15 protein-coding genes are annotated in these 17,756 nt (G+C 72.6%); 4 read left to right on the top strand and 11 right to left on the bottom strand.

Annotated features, from left to right (window positions below):
* Nucleotides 1-256 precede the first annotated feature (256 nt).
* Nucleotides 257-973, top strand: coding sequence for an aggregation-promoting factor C-terminal-like domain-containing protein (locus IE305_RS23790; protein WP_444546171.1), 717 nt, complete (start codon nucleotides 257-259; stop codon nucleotides 971-973).
* A 141-nt stretch (nucleotides 974-1,114) separates the two neighbouring features.
* Complete coding sequence (locus tag IE305_RS23785; RefSeq protein WP_190131762.1) at nucleotides 1,115-2,512, top strand: AI-2E family transporter; 1,398 nt, start codon at nucleotides 1,115-1,117, stop codon at nucleotides 2,510-2,512.
* Between the two features lie 41 nt (nucleotides 2,513-2,553).
* Here the strand turns inward: IE305_RS23785 and IE305_RS23780 are convergent, their stop codons facing one another.
* The 3 genes from IE305_RS23780 to IE305_RS23770 all read right to left on the bottom strand — a co-directional run bounded on the left by IE305_RS23780 (nucleotide 2,554) and on the right by IE305_RS23770 (nucleotide 4,758).
* A complete protein-coding gene (locus IE305_RS23780; RefSeq protein ID WP_190131761.1) occupies nucleotides 2,554-3,477 on the bottom strand; it encodes a GNAT family N-acetyltransferase in 924 nt (307 codons plus the stop codon).
* A 181-nt stretch (nucleotides 3,478-3,658) separates the two neighbouring features.
* Nucleotides 3,659-4,192, bottom strand: coding sequence for an alkyl hydroperoxide reductase (locus IE305_RS23775; RefSeq protein WP_190131760.1), 534 nt, complete (start codon nucleotides 4,190-4,192; stop codon nucleotides 3,659-3,661).
* Between the two features lie 11 nt (nucleotides 4,193-4,203).
* Nucleotides 4,204-4,758: a peroxiredoxin gene (locus IE305_RS23770; protein ID WP_190131759.1), complete on the bottom strand. Its 555-nt coding sequence runs from the start codon at nucleotides 4,756-4,758 to the stop codon at nucleotides 4,204-4,206.
* 131 nt (nucleotides 4,759-4,889) lie between these two features.
* On the opposite strand from IE305_RS23770, the gene IE305_RS23765 reads away from it, so the two are divergent.
* On the top strand, nucleotides 4,890-5,849 hold the full coding sequence (locus IE305_RS23765) for a LysR substrate-binding domain-containing protein (RefSeq protein WP_190131758.1): 960 nt from the start codon (nucleotides 4,890-4,892) through the stop codon (nucleotides 5,847-5,849).
* Nucleotides 5,850-5,858: 9 nt separating this feature from the next.
* Here the strand turns inward: IE305_RS23765 and IE305_RS23760 are convergent, their stop codons facing one another.
* The 5 genes from IE305_RS23760 to IE305_RS23740 form a co-directional block, all read right to left on the bottom strand.
* Nucleotides 5,859-8,189 carry an FtsX-like permease family protein gene (locus tag IE305_RS23760; protein ID WP_190131757.1) on the bottom strand — a complete coding sequence of 777 codons (2,331 nt, stop codon included), beginning with the start codon at nucleotides 8,187-8,189 and terminating at the stop codon, nucleotides 5,859-5,861.
* Nucleotides 8,186-8,872 carry an ABC transporter ATP-binding protein gene (locus tag IE305_RS23755; protein ID WP_190131756.1) on the bottom strand — a complete coding sequence of 229 codons (687 nt, stop codon included), beginning with the start codon at nucleotides 8,870-8,872 and terminating at the stop codon, nucleotides 8,186-8,188. The genes IE305_RS23760 and IE305_RS23755 overlap by 4 nt, the downstream gene beginning before the upstream one ends.
* Nucleotides 8,869-9,393, bottom strand: coding sequence for a PadR family transcriptional regulator (locus tag IE305_RS23750; protein ID WP_190131755.1), 525 nt, complete (start codon nucleotides 9,391-9,393; stop codon nucleotides 8,869-8,871). Before IE305_RS23750 ends, IE305_RS23755 begins: the two co-directional genes overlap by 4 nt.
* A gap of 133 nt (nucleotides 9,394-9,526) precedes the next feature.
* Nucleotides 9,527-9,763: a type II toxin-antitoxin system antitoxin gene (locus tag IE305_RS23745; RefSeq protein ID WP_190131754.1), complete on the bottom strand. Its 237-nt coding sequence runs from the start codon at nucleotides 9,761-9,763 to the stop codon at nucleotides 9,527-9,529.
* Nucleotides 9,760-10,695 carry an SPFH domain-containing protein gene (locus IE305_RS23740; RefSeq protein ID WP_190131753.1) on the bottom strand — a complete coding sequence of 312 codons (936 nt, stop codon included), beginning with the start codon at nucleotides 10,693-10,695 and terminating at the stop codon, nucleotides 9,760-9,762. The genes IE305_RS23745 and IE305_RS23740 overlap by 4 nt, the downstream gene beginning before the upstream one ends.
* Before the next feature lie 248 nt (nucleotides 10,696-10,943).
* Here IE305_RS23740 and IE305_RS23735 point away from each other — a divergent pair, with 248 nt between their 5' ends.
* The gene (locus IE305_RS23735; RefSeq protein WP_190131752.1) at nucleotides 10,944-13,214 is read left to right on the top strand and encodes a transglycosylase domain-containing protein; all 2,271 of its coding nucleotides are present in this window, start codon (nucleotides 10,944-10,946) and stop codon (nucleotides 13,212-13,214) included.
* Between the two features lie 82 nt (nucleotides 13,215-13,296).
* Here the strand turns inward: IE305_RS23735 and IE305_RS23730 are convergent, their stop codons facing one another.
* From IE305_RS23730 to IE305_RS23720, 3 genes are all read right to left on the bottom strand, one after another.
* Entirely contained in the window at nucleotides 13,297-14,760 is a 1,464-nt protein-coding gene (locus IE305_RS23730) for a catalase (RefSeq protein ID WP_190131751.1), read from the bottom strand.
* A 144-nt stretch (nucleotides 14,761-14,904) separates the two neighbouring features.
* Nucleotides 14,905-16,923 carry a SpoIIE family protein phosphatase gene (locus IE305_RS23725; protein ID WP_229891433.1) on the bottom strand — a complete coding sequence of 673 codons (2,019 nt, stop codon included), beginning with the start codon at nucleotides 16,921-16,923 and terminating at the stop codon, nucleotides 14,905-14,907.
* Nucleotides 16,924-16,974: 51 nt separating this feature from the next.
* Entirely contained in the window at nucleotides 16,975-17,649 is a 675-nt protein-coding gene (locus IE305_RS23720; protein ID WP_229891431.1) for a class I SAM-dependent DNA methyltransferase, read from the bottom strand.
* Nucleotides 17,650-17,756 lie beyond the last annotated feature (107 nt).

Genomic DNA, 17,756 nt, shown 5'->3' with positions numbered 1-17,756 from the left:
TTTGACACGTGCCCGGGAATTGCTTCGGAGCGAAGCGTTCAGGCAGAGTCTGGTTCCTGTCAGGCCCCGCGTACGGCAACGCAGCGACGCCGTACGCCGCCCAGCTTCATGCGGACCTCTGCGGAGGGCCCACCGGGTCAGCGCCTTCCGTGACCGGCCGGACCGCTTGTGCGGCTCCGGTACAGCGAAGGCCGGTGCCAGGGGCACGATTGCGTCCGCGAGGTCACTCACGCGGGCGATGCGGGAAGGAAAGTGTGTGAGCCGGATCTCGGTCCGGGGGTTCGCCGTGGCATCCGCCACCGCGGTCACCACCGTGGGCGCCGTCGTGGGCGTCGCCGCAGGCAACGGCCAGGGTGCGAACGAGGGCATCGAGGCCACCGCGGCCAGTACGACGCTCCTCGCGGACATACCCGCCGGGCACAACGCCCAGCTCCAGACTGCTTCCCTGGCGCAGCAGGCCGACGCGCAGACCACGGCCGCGGACACCGCGGTCAAGAAGGACGCCGAAGAGGCCGCTCGCAAGCAGGCCGCCCAGGACGCCGCGGACAAGAAGGAAGCCGCGGACGCCGAGGCCGCCAAGAAGAAGGAGGCCGAGGAGAAGGCCAAGGAGCGCGACAAGGAGGACGTCACCAGCCGCTCGGCCACGCGTGACGCGTCCAGCTTCGCGGTCAAGGGCTCCTACTCCGTGGCCGAGGTCCAGGCGATGGCCCGCCAGATGGTCCCCTCGGACCAGTTCCAGTGCTTCAGCAACATCGTGAACAACGAGAGCAGCTGGGACTACACCGCCACCAACGCCTCCTCCGGCGCCTACGGCCTGGTGCAGGCCCTGCCCGGCACCAAGATGTCCTCGGCCGGCGCCGACTGGCGGACCAACCCCGCCACCCAGATCAAGTGGGGCCTGAGCTACATGAACGAGCGCTACGGCAGCCCCTGCGGCGCCTGGTCGTTCTGGCAGGCCAACCAGTGGTACTAGGCCGCCCGGCCGTACCCCCCGAGCATGGAAGCCCCCGGCCTCAACCGGCCGGGGGCTTCGGCGCGTCCAGGGGCAGGTAACGTCGGAGCGGTGGTGCGGACGGCCACGGCCGCACGCGGGGGATGGGGAAGAGGAAGAGGAATGTCCAGATTGCCACAGTGGGTCGGCGGGCTGGGGTCGGGTCTGACCCGGATCGCCCGGCGGCTCGAGGAGCGCGCGGCCGAGCGCGCCCGGGAGGCCGGCACCGAGCCGGCGCCGGGCCCGGCCGCCGCCACGCCTCCCCCGTCGCCCGTACCCCCGTCACCGCCCGCGCCGTCCGCCGTCACGCCGGCCGCGCACGCCGCCGACGAGGCGGCCGAGCCCGGCCACGTGCCGCCGCCGCCCACGTACGCGCCCGCCGTGGCCGCCCGCCCCGACCCGGTCGACGCCGTGCCCTGGGGCGTACGTGTCGCCGCCGAGGTCGGCTGGCGGCTGCTGGTGCTGGCGGGCACCCTGTGGGTGCTGATGCGGGTGATCAGTGCCGTCCGGCTGGTGGTGCTGGCCTTCGTGGCCGGGCTGCTCATCACGGCGCTCCTCCAGCCGTCCGTCGCCTGGCTCAAGCGGCACGGCGTGCCGCGCGGGCTGGCCACGGCGATGACGTTCATCCTGGGCTTCGTCGTCATGGGGCTGGTCGGCTGGTTCGTGGTCTGGCAGGTCACGGAGAACCTCGACGACCTGTCCAAGCAGGTCCAGCACGGCATCACCGAGCTCAAACGGTGGCTGCTCAACAGCCCGTTCCACGTCACGCAGGACCAGATCAACAACATCGCCGACAAGCTGAGCGAGGCGATCGGCACCAATACGAAGGACATCACCTCCGCCGGCATAGAGGGCGTGCAGGTGATCATCGAGGTGCTGACGGGCATCCTGCTGGCGATGTTCAGCACGCTCTTCCTGCTGTACGACGGCCCGCGGATCTGGCAGTGGCTGCTGAAGCTGGTGCCGGGCGGGGCGCGCGAGGGCGTGGCCGGGGCGGGCCCGCGGGCCTGGACGACGCTGACGGCCTATGTGCGGGGCACGGTGATAGTGGCCCTGATCGACGCGATCTTCATCGGCATCGGGCTGTTCTTCCTGAACGTGCCGATGGCAGTGCCGCTGGCCGTGTTCATCTTCCTGTTCGCCTTCGTCCCGCTGGTCGGCGCGGTGGTCTCCGGCGCGCTGGCGGTCGTGGTGGCGCTGGTGACGCGGGACGTGTTCACGGCGGCGATGGTGCTCGCGGTGGTGCTGGCCGTGCAGCAGATCGAGGGCCACGTCCTGCAGCCGTTCATCCTGGGCCGCGCGGTGCGGGTGCACCCGCTGGCGGTGGTGCTGTCGGTGGCGGCCGGCTCGATGATCGCCGGCATCGGCGGCGCAGTGGTGGCGGTGCCGCTGGTGGCGGTCACCAACACGGTCGTCGGCTACCTGCGGGCGTACTCCCGGGACACGGCGGCCCGCGCGGTGCTGGCCGTCACCCCGGAGGAAGTGGCCGCGGTGCACGGCATCGAGCCCCCGAAGGAGTGAGGGCGGGGGCACCGTTTGCGGAGCCCCCACCCCGTACTCGATCAGCTCCAGGTCATGTTGATCTCACGCTCGAAATTGATGTATCCGGCGCGACGGAAGGCGTTCGCCATCGGGACGTTGCCGAGGTCCGTGGACGCGCGGATACGGGGGACGTGCTGCCCGGCGAGGATCCGGGTGCCCTCGGCGAGGATGGCGTCGATGTAGCCGTTGCCGCGGTGCGAGGGCAGGACCGCGATGTAGGCGATGATCGCGTTGTAGTCGTTGCGGGCCGGGACGACGAACCCCACGGGCTCTCCACCGGGCAGTGTCGCGATGCGCCACCAGTCCCGCGGGCTGGTGTAGCGGGCCAGCTCGTCCTCGTAGTGCCGGACGGCCGCTTCGTGTTCCGGCATCCGGGTCAGGTCGTCACGGCTGTGTGCGTCCAAGGTCCCGTCCAGAGCCGAGGACATCAGAGCCACGAGTTCCTCGCGATCGCGGACGGGCCGGAAGGCGAGGCGCCCGTCGGGCTCGGGAACCGGCGATCCCGGGCGCCATTCCAGGCGCAGTCGTTCGACGAAGAGCCGGGCGCCGGTCCGTTCGAGCACCGTCATGCGGTCTTCGACGGCTTGTCTCGTCACCGCGTTCTCACGCCAGTCCGGCGGGACGAAACGGCTGTAGTCCGGGGGCCGCGATCCGTTCGGCAGGGTCGCGGCCATCGCGGTGTGCAGAAGTCGCGCGCCGATGTCCACGCGATCGGGGCCCGCGGTGCTGTCCTCGATGTCGAGGATGTCCAGGATGAGCGGTGCGTCGTCGGCCGGCCGGCTCCACCAGGCCGCCCTGGCGAGCAGGCGGTCACCCCGGAGGGCGATCCACATCCATTCCGGACGCCGGCGGCCGGCGGCGAGATCGTCCGCCAGTTCCTCGTTGAGGACGTACGGCAGCCGGGAGAAGAGGTCGAGTTCGTCGCGTCCGGTGATCGGACGCATGGTCAGGTCGTTCGTCTGCACGGTCGAGGCACGCTCCGGTGAAGGCACCCGTGGTGGGGGCCGGCGGTTACGTCTATCCAGCCGGAGCCCTCGCCCGCAAACCCTTTTCGCGCACACGGACAGGGCAGGGCCCCGTGGACCGGGGGTGTCCACGGGGCCCTGCCCTCGATGCGGGGGAGCGTCAGCCGTTGAGAACGGCCTCGGCGTCCAGGGTGGCGCCGACCGCCTGCAGCACTGCGGCGATCTTGAAGGCCTCCTGGATCGTCTCGCGGGAGACGCCGGCCTTGCGCAGCACCTGCTCGTGCGAGTCGAGGCACATGCCGCAGCCGTTGATGGCGGAGACGGCGAGCGACCACAGCTCGAAGTCGACCTTCTCCACACCGGGGTTGCCGATGACGTTCATCCGCAGGCCCGCGCGCAGGTTGCCGTACTCCGGGTCCGACAGCAGGTGCCGGGTGCGGTAGTAGACGTTGTTCATCGCCATGATGGCGGCGGCGGACTTGGCGGCCTGGTACGCCTCGGGGGAGAGGTTGGCCTTGGCCTCCGGCTCCAGCTCGCGCAGCACGATCGGCGAACGGGTCGCGATCGCGCAGGCGAGGACGGTGCCCCACAGCTGCTGCTGCGGCAGGTCGGAGTTGCCGATGACCGAGCCGAGGTTCAGCTTCAGGTCCTTGGCGTAGTCCGGTACGGCGGACTTCAGCTCATCGAGGGCCATGGAGGATCAGCTCACTCGCCCGCGAGCAGCTTGACGGCGTCGAGGGTCTCTTCGCCCTTGGTCCAGTTGCAGGGGCAGAGCTCGTCGGTCTGCAGGGCGTCGAGGACCCGCAGGACCTCCTTGGGGTTACGGCCCACGGAACCGGCGGTCACCATGGCGAACTGGATCTCGTTGTTCGGGTCGACGATGAAGACCGCACGCTGCGCGTAGCCGTCCTCGCCCTCCACGCCGCAGGCGCGCATGAGCTCGTGCTTGGCGTCGGCCAGCATCGGGAAGGGCAGGTCGCGCAGGTCCTTGTGGTCCTTGCGCCAGGCGTGGTGGACGAACTCCGAGTCGCCCGAGACGCCGAGGATCTGGGCGTCGCGGTCGGCGAACTCGTCGTTCAGCTGGCCGAACGCGGCGATCTCGGTCGGGCAGACGAAGGTGAAGTCCTTCGGCCAGAAGAAGACGACCTTCCACTTGCCCTCGTGGGTCTTGTGGTCGATCTGCGCGAAGGCCGAGTCGGCCTCGAGCGAGACGCAGGCGGTCAGGTCGAACTCGGGGAACTTGTCGCCGACAGTGAGCACGCGCTCTCCTTGCACGAAAGAGAACCCTGGTTCACGGGTTCCCTGCGGGTTGGACGACCACCACAGTGCCACAGGAGGCATTGATAGCGGAAATAGCTAGACTGGGTGGCGTTGATCGGAGGTGCTTATCAATGTCCGCCATAGCACCCGGGGCCGCCGCCCGGCCCCGCCAGCCCAGCCCCGCCCAGCTGCGCGCCTTCGCCGCCGTCGCCGAGCACCTGCACTTCCGGGACGCCGCCGCGGCCATCGGCATGAGCCAGCCGGCGCTCTCCGGGGCCGTCTCGGCGCTGGAGGAGTCGCTGGGCATCCAGCTCCTCGAGCGTACGACGCGGAAGGTGCTGCTCACCGCCGCGGGGGAGCGGCTGGCCGTACGGGCCCGCGCGGTCCTCGACGCGCTCGGCGACTTCATGGAGGAGGCCGACGCGGCCCGCGCGCCCTTCACCGGCGTGCTGCGCCTCGGCGTCATCCCCACCGTCGCGCCCTACCTGCTGCCCACCGTGCTGCGCCTGGTCCACGACCGCTACCCGCAGCTGGACCTCCAGGTCCACGAGGAGCAGACCTCCTCGCTGCTGGACGGCCTCACCCACGGCCGGCTCGACCTGCTGCTGCTCGCCGTGCCGCTGGGCGCGCCCGGCGTGGCGGAGATCCCGCTGTTCGACGAGGACTTCGTCCTCGTCATGCCGTCCGACCACTGGCTGGCCGGGCGCACCGACATCCCCCGCCAGGCGCTGCGCGAGCTGGACCTGCTGCTCCTCGACGAGGGGCACTGCCTGCGCGACCAGGCCCTGGACATCTGCCGTGAGGCGGGCCGCACCGAGGGCGCGCCGGTGACGACGAGCGCGGCCGGGCTGTCCACGCTGGTGCAGCTCGTCGGCGGCGGCCTCGGTGTGACGCTGCTGCCCCGCACCGCCCTGAGGGTGGAGACCGGCCGCAGCGACGGCCTGGCCACCGGCTGCTTCGCCGACCCGGCGCCGTCCCGCCGGATCGCCCTGGCCATGCGCTCGGGAGCGGCACGCCAGGGCGAGTTCGGGGAGTTCGCCGCCGCGCTGCGCGACGCGATGCGGAAGCTGCCGGTGCGGATCGTCACCTGACCGCGGGGGCTATTCGGAGCGCAGGCCCTCCGGCCGGGACAGCCGCCGCAGCGGGAGCAGCGCCGCCAGCGTGAACAGCGTCACCACGACGAGGCCGGTGCCGACGACGGGGACGAACGCGAACCAGTCCCGCACCGGCAGCCGCAGCGCCCACAGCAGCAGCCGGCCCAGGCCCGCCCCGCCCGCGACGGCGAGCGCCAGGCCCAGCACCACCGGCACGGCCGTCTGCCACACCAGCGACCAGGCGAGCGTGGCCGGCCGGACACCGAAGGCGGCGAGCGTGGCCAGGGTCCGCCGGCGCTCGCGCAGTTGCTCGAAGGTGGCCAGCAGCAGCCCGGCCGCGACGAGGGCGAACACCACGGCGGCGCCCACGGGCAGCGCCCGCTGCACGGGCCAGTAGTCCATGTCGTCCTCGCGGACGGGGGCGTACGGGTCGACCAGGCGCAGGGCGGGGTCGACGGCCGCCGCCGTGGTGCGGAGATGCTCGACGGCGTCGGGGACCTTCGGGTCCGCCTCCACGGCCACCCGGACGACTGCTCCGGTGACGCCCCGGGCGTCGAGGGCCGCGGGCGTGGCCAGGACGGCGGCCTCGCCGGTCCCGTACGCGTCGGGGCGGACGGTCACCGTGGGCGCGCCGTCCGGCACGGTCCAGGTCCGGTCCCCGCCGTCGCGGCGGATCCGCAGCCGGTCGCCGGGCCGGGCCATGAGGCCGCCATGCCGCGGCTGTGCCGGGTCGTAGGAGAGGAAGACGTCGCCGTCGCGGCAGGATTCCAGCCGGGCCAGCCGGCGCAGCGCCTCGCAGTCGCCGGCCTTCACCATGGCGCCGCCCGTCCCGTCGCCCCGGTCGCCCCAGAACTCGACGGTGCCGGTCACGGACCGGGCGCCGGGCGTCGTGCGGAAACGTTCCAGGACCTGCCGGCCGTCGGCACCGGGCTGGAGGTACGTGTGCACCCGCAGCACCTCGTCCGGGAAGCGCGGCGTGTTCACGCCGCGGGCGCTCTCCGCACCGACCAGCATCTGCACCGCCACCGCCCCGGCCACGGCCACCACGATGCCGCTGACCGCGCGCGCCGCCGGGCCGCTGTCCAGCTGGAGCCGGCGCACGGCCAGCTGCCAGGCGGGCGCACCGCCGCGCAGCCGCGCCACGCACGCCTGGACCACCCACGGCAGCAGCAGGACCACGCCGCCGAGCAGCAGCACCGAGCCGGCCGCCGGCAGCCAGAGCCGGTAGGGCAAGTGCTGCGTCTGCGGCAGGACCCTGCCGTGGCTGAGGCCCGGGACGAGCAGGGCCAGCCCCGCGAGGGGCACCGGCAGCCGCCACCACAGCCGACGCCGCCCGCGCGCCGCGCCCCGCACCACGCCCAGCGGCTCGATCGCCACGTCCCGCAGGGCGAACAGCGCGACGGCGACGGCCGCCAGCGGCACCCCCAGCACGATCAGCGTCACGGCCAGGGGGCCGGGCACCAGGTCGGACGGGAAGACCCCGGCGCCGCGGAGGCGGACCGCCGGCGCGCCCTGCCGGACGGCCAGGAAGCCCGCCGCCCCGACGGCCAGGCCCAGCAGCGTGCCGGACAGCGCCTCGCCGGCCGCCACCCACCGCGTCATGCGGCTGTCGGCGCCCACCAGGCGCAGCGCGGCCAGGCGCCGGTCGCGGCGCTCGCCGCCGAACCGTACGGCCGTGGCGAGCAGCACCCCGGCGGGCAGCAGGACCGCTGCCGCGCCCAGGGCGCCGATCAGCGAGACCTCGTCGGGCAGCGGCATCAGGGGGGCGTCGCCGCCGAAGGCGCTGATCCGGCGGGCGCCGGGCCAGGCGCCGGCGGCCGGGGCGAGGCCGGCGTCGCCCACGTAATAGACGAGTTCACCGGGGCCCCGGAGGCCGGCGGGGCCGATGGTGCCGGTGTCACGGAACGGCAGGCGCTCGCGCAGCAGCGCGCCGCGCTCGGAGCGCAGCAGGTCGCGCAGGGCGGGGGAGAGCGCCATCTCGCCGGCGCCCGGCGTGCGGGTGAGACCGGGCGGCACGGGGGCCTTCGGGCCCTCGGGGCGCAGCAGCACCCCCTTGATCTGCCGGTCGCGGTAGTAGTGGCTCTCGACGGGGGCGACCAGCAGGGTGTCCGGGCCGGGCGCCTTGGCGGACACGCCGCCGCGGCCGGTGCGCGCGGCGTCGCGGGCCTCCCGGGCGTCCACCGCGCCCGGCACGGAGGTGAGCAGGAGCAACAGCGTCACGACGACGCCGGTGCCCGCGGCCGTGAGGGTGGTGCGCAGCAGGCCGGGGCGGCCGCCGGTGAGGGCGAAGCGCAGGCCGAGGGCCAGGCCGCGGAAGGCCGTGGTGGGTGCGGTCATGCCACACCCGCCAGGTCCCGGGTGCGGCCGTCGCGGACGACGACCTCGCGGTCGGAGTACGCGGCCACGCGGGCGTCGTGCGTGACGAGGACGACGGCCGCGCGGGTGTCGCGGGCGGCGCGCGACAGCAGCCCCATCACGCGTTCGCCGTTGAGGGAGTCCAGGGCGCCCGTGGGCTCGTCGGCGAAGACCACGCGCGGCGTGGTGACCAGGGCGCGGGCCACGGCGACGCGCTGGCCCTGGCCGCCGGAGATCTCGCCGGGGCGCTTGCCGCGCACGTCCGCGGCCTCCAGGCGGTCCAGCCACTCCAGGGCGCGGTCCTCGGCGGCCCGGCGGCGGAGGCCGCCCAGGCGCAGCGGCAGTGCCACGTTCTCCAGGCAGGTCAGTTCGGGTACGAGCCGGCCGAACTGGAACACGAAGCCGAAGTCGGTGCGGCGCAGCGCGCTGCGCCGGGCGTCCGTCATCGTGGTCAGCTCGTGGGGTCCGTAGCGCACGGAGCCGGCGTCGGGCCGGACGATGCCGGCGAGGCAGTGCAGGAGCGTGGACTTGCCGGAGCCGGAGGGGCCCATGACGGCGACGATCTCGCCGGGCTGCACGGATAAGCCGGCGTCGGCGAGGGCGGGCGTGGGCCCGTACGTCTTGTGCAGGCCGGTGGCGGCCAGGACGGGGCCGGCGGGCGTCATGGGCGCACCGCCGTGGCGAGCTGCTGGAGGCGGGCGGCGGTGAGTTCCAGCCACCGCAGGTCGGCCTCCAGGTGGAACAGCGCGTGGTCGCAGATGAGCTGGTCGGCGAGGTCGCCCTCGACCTTGCGGCGGGTGAGCTCGCGCATCAGCCGCAGGTGCTCGGCGCGCTGGCCGTCGAGGACGGCGGTGGCGTCGCGGCCGGTGAGCAGGGAGAGGACGACCTTGGTGTAGAGGGTGGACTGGAGGTAGGGCTCGGGCTTCTCGGGCCGGGCGAGCCAGGTCTCCACGTCGGTGACGCCGGCGTCGGTGATGGCGTAGCGCTTGCGCTCGGGGCCGTCGCCCGGCTCGACGGCGTCGACCTCGACGAGGCCGTTGCGCAGCAGGCGGGACATGGTCGAGTAGACCTGCCCGTAGTGCAGGGGGCGGTCGTGGCCGAAGCGGGCGTCGAAGGCGCGCTTGAGGTCGTAGCCGTGGCGCGGGCCGGCTTCGAGGAGGCCGAGGAGGGCGTGTCCGATTGACATGATCGGGAGAGTACACCGGGTGTATACATTGTGTGTATACCTGGGGTGCATAACCGGGGTGCATAACGGGGGTGCATACCGGCACGGCTTGCGGCCGCCCCGCGTCATCGCGGGGCGGCCGGGGCTGCCTCCGCTACTCCTGCTGCCCGGACTTCCGTGGCCGGCCGCGCTTGCGCATCGCGCCCACGCCCTTGGGCAGCCGGCCCGCGTCGGCCAGGGCCTTGCGCAGCAGGAACTCGGTCTGCGCGTTGACGCTGCGCAGCTCGTCGTCCGCCCAGCGGGCCAGCGCGTCGTGCACGAGCGGGTCCAGCCGCAGCAGCACCTGTTTGCGCTGCCGCGGCCGGTCCGGTCCGGGGGCCTCCTCCGTCACTGGTAGAGCGACCCGGTGTTGAGGACGGGCTGCGCGGCCCGGTCGCCGCACAGCACCACCATCAGATTGCTCACCATGGCCGCCTTCCGTTCCTCGTCCAGTTCGACGATGCCCTGCTCGCTGATGCGCTCCAGCGCCTCCTCCACCATGCCGACCGCGCCCTCGACGATCTGCCGGCGGGCGGCGACGACCGCGCCCGCCTGCTGCCGCTGGAGCATGGCGGAGGCGATCTCCGGAGCGTAGGCCAGGTGCGTGAACCGCGCCTCGATGACGCGCACGCCCGCCGCCTGGACCCGGGTGTCGAGCTCCCGGGCGAGCTTCTCGGTGATCTCCTCGGCGTTGCCGCGCAGCGACAGCGCGTCCTCGTCGTGCGCGTCGTAGGGGTACTCGATGGCGATGTGCCGGACCGCGGTCTCGGTCTGGGTGGCGACGAACTCCTGGAAGTCCTCCACGGCGAACTTGGCCTGCGCGGTGTCCTCCACCCGCCAGACGGCCACGGCGGCGAGCTCGATGGGGTTGCCGTAGGCGTCGTTGACCTTCAGGACGGACGTCTCGTGGTTGCGCACCCGGGTGGAGATCTTGTCGCGGCTGGTGAAGGGGTTCACCCAGCGCAGGCCCTCGGTGCGGATGGTGCCGCGGTAGCGGCCGAAGAGCTGGACGACCTGGGCCTCGCCGGGCGCGACCGTGTTGAGGCCGGTCAGCGTGATCAGCGAGGCGATGGCCAGGACCACGCCGGCGGCGACCATGACGACGGCGACGGCGCCCTTGCCGTGGGAGCCCATCACCCCTCCCAGGATCGCCGTGCCCGCGCCGCCGAGCAGGCCCACCAGGCCCAGCAGCAGGGCGGCGCCGCCGCTCACGTCATGGGCGGGCAGTTCGCTGACCGGTGGCTTCGCGGCGGCCGGCGCGGTCGCCGAGGCGGTGTCGGACATGGTGGTGCCCCCCGAGGGTCAGGGCCGGGCGGAACCCTCCGTCACCGGCCTCGTAAAATAATGCTGGCAAAGTGATAACACATTATCTCCCTGTACGGTTTCCTCCGCACAACGCCGTACCGGGTTCCCGCCACCCGGCGTGCTGTATGTCACGTCCGTTATTGCCGTGATCGATGGGCGTTTGATGGCAGTTGCGGTGTTAGCTTCATGAGCTGGTTGGGGGCGGACGGACTGGAGCTACGGGAGAAATGGGCCGAGCGGAAGCGCGGAAGGCGCAGAAGAAGGGCACTGGCCCCGACAGGGGTGGCAAGCCCAAGAAGAAGGGCATACGCCGGTTCTTCACCTGGAAGTTGCTGCTGGCCTACTTCGTGGCCGTCGTCGGTCTGGGGGTGGGCGCGTTCTACGCGCTGTACCTGTACGTGGACGTCCCCACGGGCAATTCCGCGGCCACGCTGCAGAGCAACGTCTACAAGACCAGCGACGGCAAGACCATCGCCCGCATCGGCGAGGTCAACCGTGAGGAAGTGCCGCTGTCGAAGGTCCCCGAGGACGTCCGCAAGGCCGTCGTCGCCGCCGAGAACAAGAACTTCTACAACGACTCCGGCGTCGACCTGAAGGGCACCACCCGCGGCATCGTCAACACGGTCCTGGGCCACGGCAAGCAGGGTGGTTCCACCATCACCCAGCAGTACGTGAAGAACTACTACCTCGACCAGCGGCAGACCGTCACCCGCAAGGTCAAGGAGCTCATCATCACGCTCAAGGTCAACGAGCGGATGACGAAGGACGACATCCTCCAGGGCTACCTCAACACCAGCTACTACGGGCGCGGCGCCTACGGCATCCAGGCCGCCTCCCGCGCGTACTACAACAAGGACGTCGACAAGCTGACGCTGGAGGAGGGCGCCTACCTGGCCGCGCTGCTCCAGGCGCCCAGCCAGTACGACTGGGGGACGGCCACCGAGGCCGGCAAGAAGAACGCGCTGAGCCGCTGGAACTACGTGCTCGACAAGATGGTCGAGCAGAACTGGCTCGACGCCGGCAAGCGCAAGACCATGACGTTCAAGGAGCCGGGCCAGCCCAAGCCGGCGCTCGGCCTGACCGGCCAGAACGGCTACCTGATCGAGGCCGCCAAGCGCGAGATCATCCGCGACCTGGAGAAGCAGGGCCGCAAGGAGAGCGACTTCGCCGCCGGTGGCTGGACGATCACCCTCTCCATCGACTCCAAGAAGCAGAAGGCCCTGGAGAAGGCCGTCCAGGACAAGCTGATCTCCGACCTGGAGCCGGGCTCCCGCGAGGTCGACAAGCACGTCCAGGCGGGCGCCGTCTCGGTCGACCCGAAGACCGGCAAGGTCGTGGCCCTCTACGGCGGCCAGGACTTCGCCAAGCACCAGATCAGCAACGCCACGCGCGGCGACTACCAGCCGGCCTCGACGTTCAAGCCGCTGATCCTCGCCTCCGCGCTGGAGAACGACTCCAGGACGCAGGACCACCAGCCGATCAAGCCGGGCACGCTCTACGACGGCACCAACAAGCGGCCCGTCGTCGGCAGCGACATCCCCTTCGCGCCGGAGAACGAGGACGGCTACTCCAAGCCCTCCGTCACCGTGCAGCAGGCGATGAACGACTCGGTCAACACCGTCTTCGCGCAGATGGCCGTCGACGTCGGCCTGGAGAAGGTCAAGAAGACCGCCACCGACCTGGGCATGAAGGGCGACTTCGACGCGACCCCCGCCATGTCCCTGGGCTCCATGGGCGCCAGCCCGATGGAGATGGCCGGCGTGTACGCCACGCTGAACAACCACGGCAAGAAGGTCACCCCCAGCATCGTCAAGTCGGCGACGCAGCGCGGCCAGAACTTCGACCTGCCCAACGCCGTCGGCGACCGGGTGGTCTCCCGCGACACCGCCGACGGCATGACCTCCGTCCTCACCGGCGTGGTCGACGACGGTACGGCCAATGTGGTGGCCAGCTCCGCCTACCAGGTGGCGGGCAAGACCGGTACCTCCGACGACGACAAGTCGGCCTGGTTCTCCGGCTACACCCCCGGCCTGGTCACCTCCGTCGGCCTCTTCGGCGAGGGCCCCGGCGGCAAGCAGGTGACGCTCCAGGGCACCGGCGGCAACGGCCGCGTCAACGGTGGTACGTACCCGGCGAAGATCTGGGCCGCCTACACCTCCGCCGTCTACGGCAGCGGTGACGACGACGACGCGAAGTTCGACCTCGACACCAACGTCGGCTTCGTCCCGCCGCAGGCCCCGGCCGGCACCCCGGCCGCGCAGCCCTCCAGCACGCAGGGCCGCTCCCCGTCGCCCACCGCGTCCAAGGGCACGCAGTCGCCGTCGCCGAACGCGTCGCAGCGCAGCCACACGCCCGACCCGGGCCCCACCTCCACCCGCAACACCGGCAAGCCGACCCCGCCGACCGTCCCGCCCACCCGGCCCACGCCCACCGGCGGCGGTACCGACGGCGGCACCCGGCCCGACGGCGGCCGCAACCAGGCCAACCTCCAGCCGTAACAGCCGTAACCGGTCACGGCCCGGCCCGGACACGACGGACGGCCGCCCTCCCGCACGGGAGGGCGGCCGTCCGTCGTTCCGTTCAGCCGCCGTTGACGCGCGTGGCGATGCGGTCGCCCACTTCCTTGTCGATATTGCGCCAGTACTGGAGCGCACGGGAGAGCACGGGCGCCGTCACCCCGTTGGCCAGGTGCCCCGAGACGTTGGCCACCAGGCGCTCGCGCGCCGCGTCGTCCAGCACCCGGCGCACCATCGTGCCCGCCTGCCCCCAGTCGTCGTCCTCGGCGTGCAGCTTGTACGCCTCGCGCACCATCTCCCCGGTGGCCGCCCAGCCGGCCGGGTCGCCGAAGCGCGCGGTGTCGGCCGCCGGGCCGCCGTACGAGTTGGGCGCGTACGGCCGGGCCGTGCCCGACGGCTCGTACCGCATCGGCCCGTCCTTGGCGTACGAGGCCACCGGCGCGTGCGGCCGGTTCGGCGGCAGCTGCTGGTAGTTCGGGCCGATGCGGTAGCGGTGGGTGTCGGGGTACGAGAAGAGGCGGCCCAGCAGCATCTTGTCCGGCGACGGGCCGATGCCCGGCACCAGGCTGGACGGCTCGAACGCGGCCTGCTCGACGTGGACGAAGAAATCCTCCGGGTTCCGGTCGAGCGTCATCCGGCCGACCTCGATCAGCGGATAGTCGCCGTGCGGCCACACCTTCGTCAGGTCGAAGGGGTTGAAGCGGTAGTCCGCGGCGTCCTCGAACGGCATGACCTGCACCGACATCGTCCACGACGGCGCGTCGCCGCGCGCGATCGCCTCGTACAGGTCCCGGCGGTGCAGATCCGGGTCCTCGCCGGCCAGCGCGTCCGCCTCCGCCTGCGTGAGGAACTCGATGCCCTGGTCGGTCTTGATGTGGTACTTGATCCAGAACTTCTCGCCGCCGCCGTTGACCCACATGTACGTGTGCGAGCCGTAGCCGTTCATGTGCCGCCAGGTGCGCGGCACGCCGCGGTCGCCCATCAGCCAGGTGACCATGTGGGCCGACTCGGGGGACAGCGTCCAGAAGTCCCACTGCATGTCGTTGTCGCGCAGGCCGTTGTCCGGGCGGCGCTTCTGCGAGCGGATGAAGTCCTGGAACTTCATGGGGTCGCGCACGAAGAAGACGGGCGTGTTGTTGCCCACGAGGTCGTAGTTGCCCTGCTCGGTGTAGAACTTCAGCGCGAAGCCGCGCGGGTCCCGCCAGGTGTCCGGGGAGCCCTGCTCGCCCGCCACCGTCGAGAAGCGCGCCAGCAGCTGCGTCGTCGTCCCCGGCTGGAACAGCGCCGCCTTCGTGAACTGGCTGACGTCGTTGGTCACGTGGAACGTGCCGTAGGCGCCACCGCCCTTGGCGTGCACGACCCGCTCCGGGACGCGCTCCCGGTTGAACTGGGCCATCTTCTCGATGAGGTAGTGGTCCTGGAGCAGGATGGGGCCGGTGTCACCGATGGTGAGCGAGTGTTCGTCGCTCTCCACCGGGATGCCCGCGTTGTTCGTCGTGAAGGGGGTGTTCCGCGCCGAGCCGCTCATGGACGCCTCCCAAGCGAAGACAAGCGAAGACATGCGAGGACAAGCGTCAGTGAAGCGCCCCGACACACCGTCGGCAACAGGCCCTCGGACACTGGCCGGATTTCCGCCGCACCACCGCCACCGCACCACCACCCACCCGTCGCCTCAGCGGCCCCGCGCCGGCAGCCCCAGCTCGAACCACACCACCTTCCCCGTGCTCAGCCGGGTCGCGCCCCACCGCCGGGCCACCTTGTTCACCAGGTACAGGCCGCGGCCGCCCTCGTCCGAGGGCCGCGCCTGCCGCAGCCGCGGCAGCTGCGGCACGTCGTCCCCCACCTCGCAGCGCAGCACGTCCGTGCGCAGCAGCCGCAGCGTCACCGGCCGCTCCGCGTATCGCACCGCGTTCGTGACCACCTCGCTCACCAGCAGCTCCACCGGGTCCGACAGCTCCTCCAGGCCCCAGCGCGTCAGCGCCCGGCGGGCCAGCCGGCGGGCCTGCCGGGCCGTCTGCGGGCGCGGCTCCAGGAACCAGTACGCCACGTCGCTCGGCGCGATGCCCTCGAAGCGCGCGGCCAGCAGCGCGATGTCGTCGTCCCGGTCGCCCGGCCCGAGCATGCCCAGCACCTCGTCGCAGAGCGGCTCCAGCGGCGGCGGGTTGGGGCCCGTCAGCCGGGCCGTCTCCGTCAGCCGCTCGCGCAGCTGCTCTATGCCCGTCCACACGTCCCGTATCCGCGACTCCACCAGCCCGTCGGTGTACAGCAGCAGCGTGGCCCCGGCCGGCGCGTCCAGCTCCACCGCCTCGAAGTCCACCCCGCCCACGCCGATCGGCGCCCCGGGCGGCACCCGCAGCACCTCGGCCCGGCCGCCGCGGTGCAGCAGCACCGGCGGCGGATGGCCCGCGTTGGCGATGACGATGCGGTGCGCCACCGGGTCGTACACCGCGTACAGGCACGTGGCCATGCGGTCGCTGCCCAGCCGCTGCGCCTGCTCGTCGAGGTGGTGCAGCACCTCCTGCGGCGGCAGGTCCAGGCCGGCCAGCGTCTGCGCCGTCGTACGGAGCTGGCCCATGATGGCGGCCGAGGTCATCGAGTGGCCCATCACGTCGCCGACCACCAGCGCGACCCGGTTGCCCGGCAGCGGGATCGCGTCGTACCAGTCGCCGCCGACCCGGGCCGTCTCCGCGGCCGGCAGGTAGCGGCTCGCCAGCCGTACGCCGGTGGGCTGCGGCAGGGAGTCGGGCAGCATGGTGCGCTGGAGCTCGTCGGCGATGTACACCTCACGGCCGTAGAGCACCGCCTTGTCCACGCCCAGCGCCGTGTGCGTGGCCAGCTGCGCGGCCACCAGCAGGTCGTCGGCCTCGAACGGCTGCCGGTCCTGGCGGCGTACGAACACGGCGGCGCCGATCACGCGGCGCCGGCCGCGCAGCGGGGCGAGGACGGTGCGCCGGGCCAGCGGCACGTCGCGGCCCTCGCCCAGCAGTTCCGGCAGGGCCGCCCGCGCGGCGGAGGAGTCCCCGAACACCGGCCGGACCCCGCGCAGCACCTCCGCGAGCGGCCCGCCTATCCGCACCTCGCACCGCTCGGCCGCCGCGACGGCCAGCTCCGGCGCCGGGTCGGGCCGCTCCGGGGCGCCGCCCTCGACGTCCTCCCGGTCGGGCAGCCGGTCGGTGCGGCGCAGCCGCAGCACGACCGGGCCCACCGGCCGCTCGTCGCCGACGGGCAGCGGGTCGCGGAGGTAGACGAGGATGGCGTCGGCGAACGTGGGCACGGTCGCCCGGCACAGGCCGAGCACGATCTCGTCCAGGTCGATGCCGCGCGCGATGCGGCGCGTGGCGGCGCCGACGAACCGCAGCCGCTCGCCGGCCCGGCCGGGCGCGCCCCCGCCGGGGCCGCCGCCCCCGGGCGGGGTGCCGTCCGTGCCGCCGGGCGTGCCGGCGCCACCGGCGGCCTGTGCGGCGGCGGTGGCGTCCCGCCGCTGCGGCGGGATGGCGGGTGCGGCGGCACACGGGTGGCCCTGCGGCTCCGCCCCGGCCGCCTCGGCACGGTCACGGGCGACGGTGCCGTGCGGGGCGCCGTCGCCCGTCGCAGGCGGCTCGGCGGCGCACGGGTGGGCCTTGCCCTCGAGGCCGGGGGCGTCGCCGCCGGCCGTCCGGTGTCTTCCGCTGGAGTTGGGGTGCTCCGTCACGCGTGGGGTTCCATCCGTCGGGGCCGTGCGCCCGGCAGGGGCGCACGAGCGTCAGGCGCGGCGCAGGTTGAGAAAGATCTGGATCTCGGGTGGGACGTCCGTGCTCGCCGGGGCGTACGCCAGCGAGCTCTCCCCGGCGATGTCGAATCCCGCGTCGCGCACGACCTGGCGCAATTCGTCCCGCAGATATCCCGATACCCGGATCGTGTGGCCGAGGAACGGCATGGAGAAGTCGTCGACGTCGGCCTCGACCATCGACAGGGCCAGCAGGCCCCCGGGTCTGAGCAGGCCGTGCAGCATGCGCAGCGCGTACGGGATCTCGGGGCGCGGCAGCATCAGCAGGGCGAAGAAGGCGGTCACGCCGTCGAACGTGCCGAGCCGGCCGTCGCGCAGCCCGGCGAGGTCCCCGGCGTGGAACGTGGCCTCCGGGACGTTGGCCCGGGCGAGCTCCAGCATGCCGTGGGAGAGGTCGATGCCGGTCACCTCGTGCCCGGCATCGATCAGCTGACGGGCCGTCGGCAGCCCGGTGCCGCAGCCCACGTCGAGGACGCGCGAGCCGGGGGGCAGCGACTCCGCCAGCCAGGCACCGGCCGCGAGCTGGCCCTCCTTGTGCGGGAAGGCCTCGTCGTAGCGGTTGCCGATGGCGTCGAACGCCTCGGCCTGACCGCTGCGGTCCAGCCCTAACCGGGCGTAGCCGTCGTAGTCCCGCTGGTCGTCACCGCTCACGGCTCCGCCCTTCCTGTGACCTGACTGTCTGTCCGTTTGCGCCGCGCCGTAGTGCCGTGCCCGTTGTGGCATGCCGTGCCGTTGCCGTGCAGTTGCCGTGCTGTGCA

This window comes from Streptomyces mashuensis, assembly GCF_014654785.1.
In the GTDB taxonomy this organism is placed as follows: Bacteria; Actinomycetota; Actinomycetes; order Streptomycetales; family Streptomycetaceae; genus Streptomyces; species Streptomyces mashuensis.
This window is presented reverse-complemented; position numbering and strand designations above follow the sequence as displayed.

Coding starts and splice junctions, on each gene's coding strand:
- IE305_RS23785 (WP_190131762.1), top strand. CDS start 1,115: ATGTCCAGATTGCCACAGTGGGTCGGCGGGCTGGGGTCGGGTCTGACC.
- IE305_RS23780 (WP_190131761.1), bottom strand. CDS start 3,477: ATGCGTCCGATCACCGGACGCGACGAACTCGACCTCTTCTCCCGGCTG.
- IE305_RS23775 (WP_190131760.1), bottom strand. CDS start 4,192: ATGGCCCTCGATGAGCTGAAGTCCGCCGTACCGGACTACGCCAAGGAC.
- IE305_RS23765 (WP_190131758.1), top strand. CDS start 4,890: ATGTCCGCCATAGCACCCGGGGCCGCCGCCCGGCCCCGCCAGCCCAGC.
- IE305_RS23760 (WP_190131757.1), bottom strand. CDS start 8,189: ATGACCGCACCCACCACGGCCTTCCGCGGCCTGGCCCTCGGCCTGCGC.
- IE305_RS23755 (WP_190131756.1), bottom strand. CDS start 8,872: ATGACGCCCGCCGGCCCCGTCCTGGCCGCCACCGGCCTGCACAAGACG.
- IE305_RS23750 (WP_190131755.1), bottom strand. CDS start 9,393: ATGTCAATCGGACACGCCCTCCTCGGCCTCCTCGAAGCCGGCCCGCGC.
- IE305_RS23740 (WP_190131753.1), bottom strand. CDS start 10,695: ATGTCCGACACCGCCTCGGCGACCGCGCCGGCCGCCGCGAAGCCACCG.
- IE305_RS23735 (WP_190131752.1), top strand. CDS start 10,944: ATGGGCCGAGCGGAAGCGCGGAAGGCGCAGAAGAAGGGCACTGGCCCC.
- IE305_RS23730 (WP_190131751.1), bottom strand. CDS start 14,760: ATGAGCGGCTCGGCGCGGAACACCCCCTTCACGACGAACAACGCGGGC.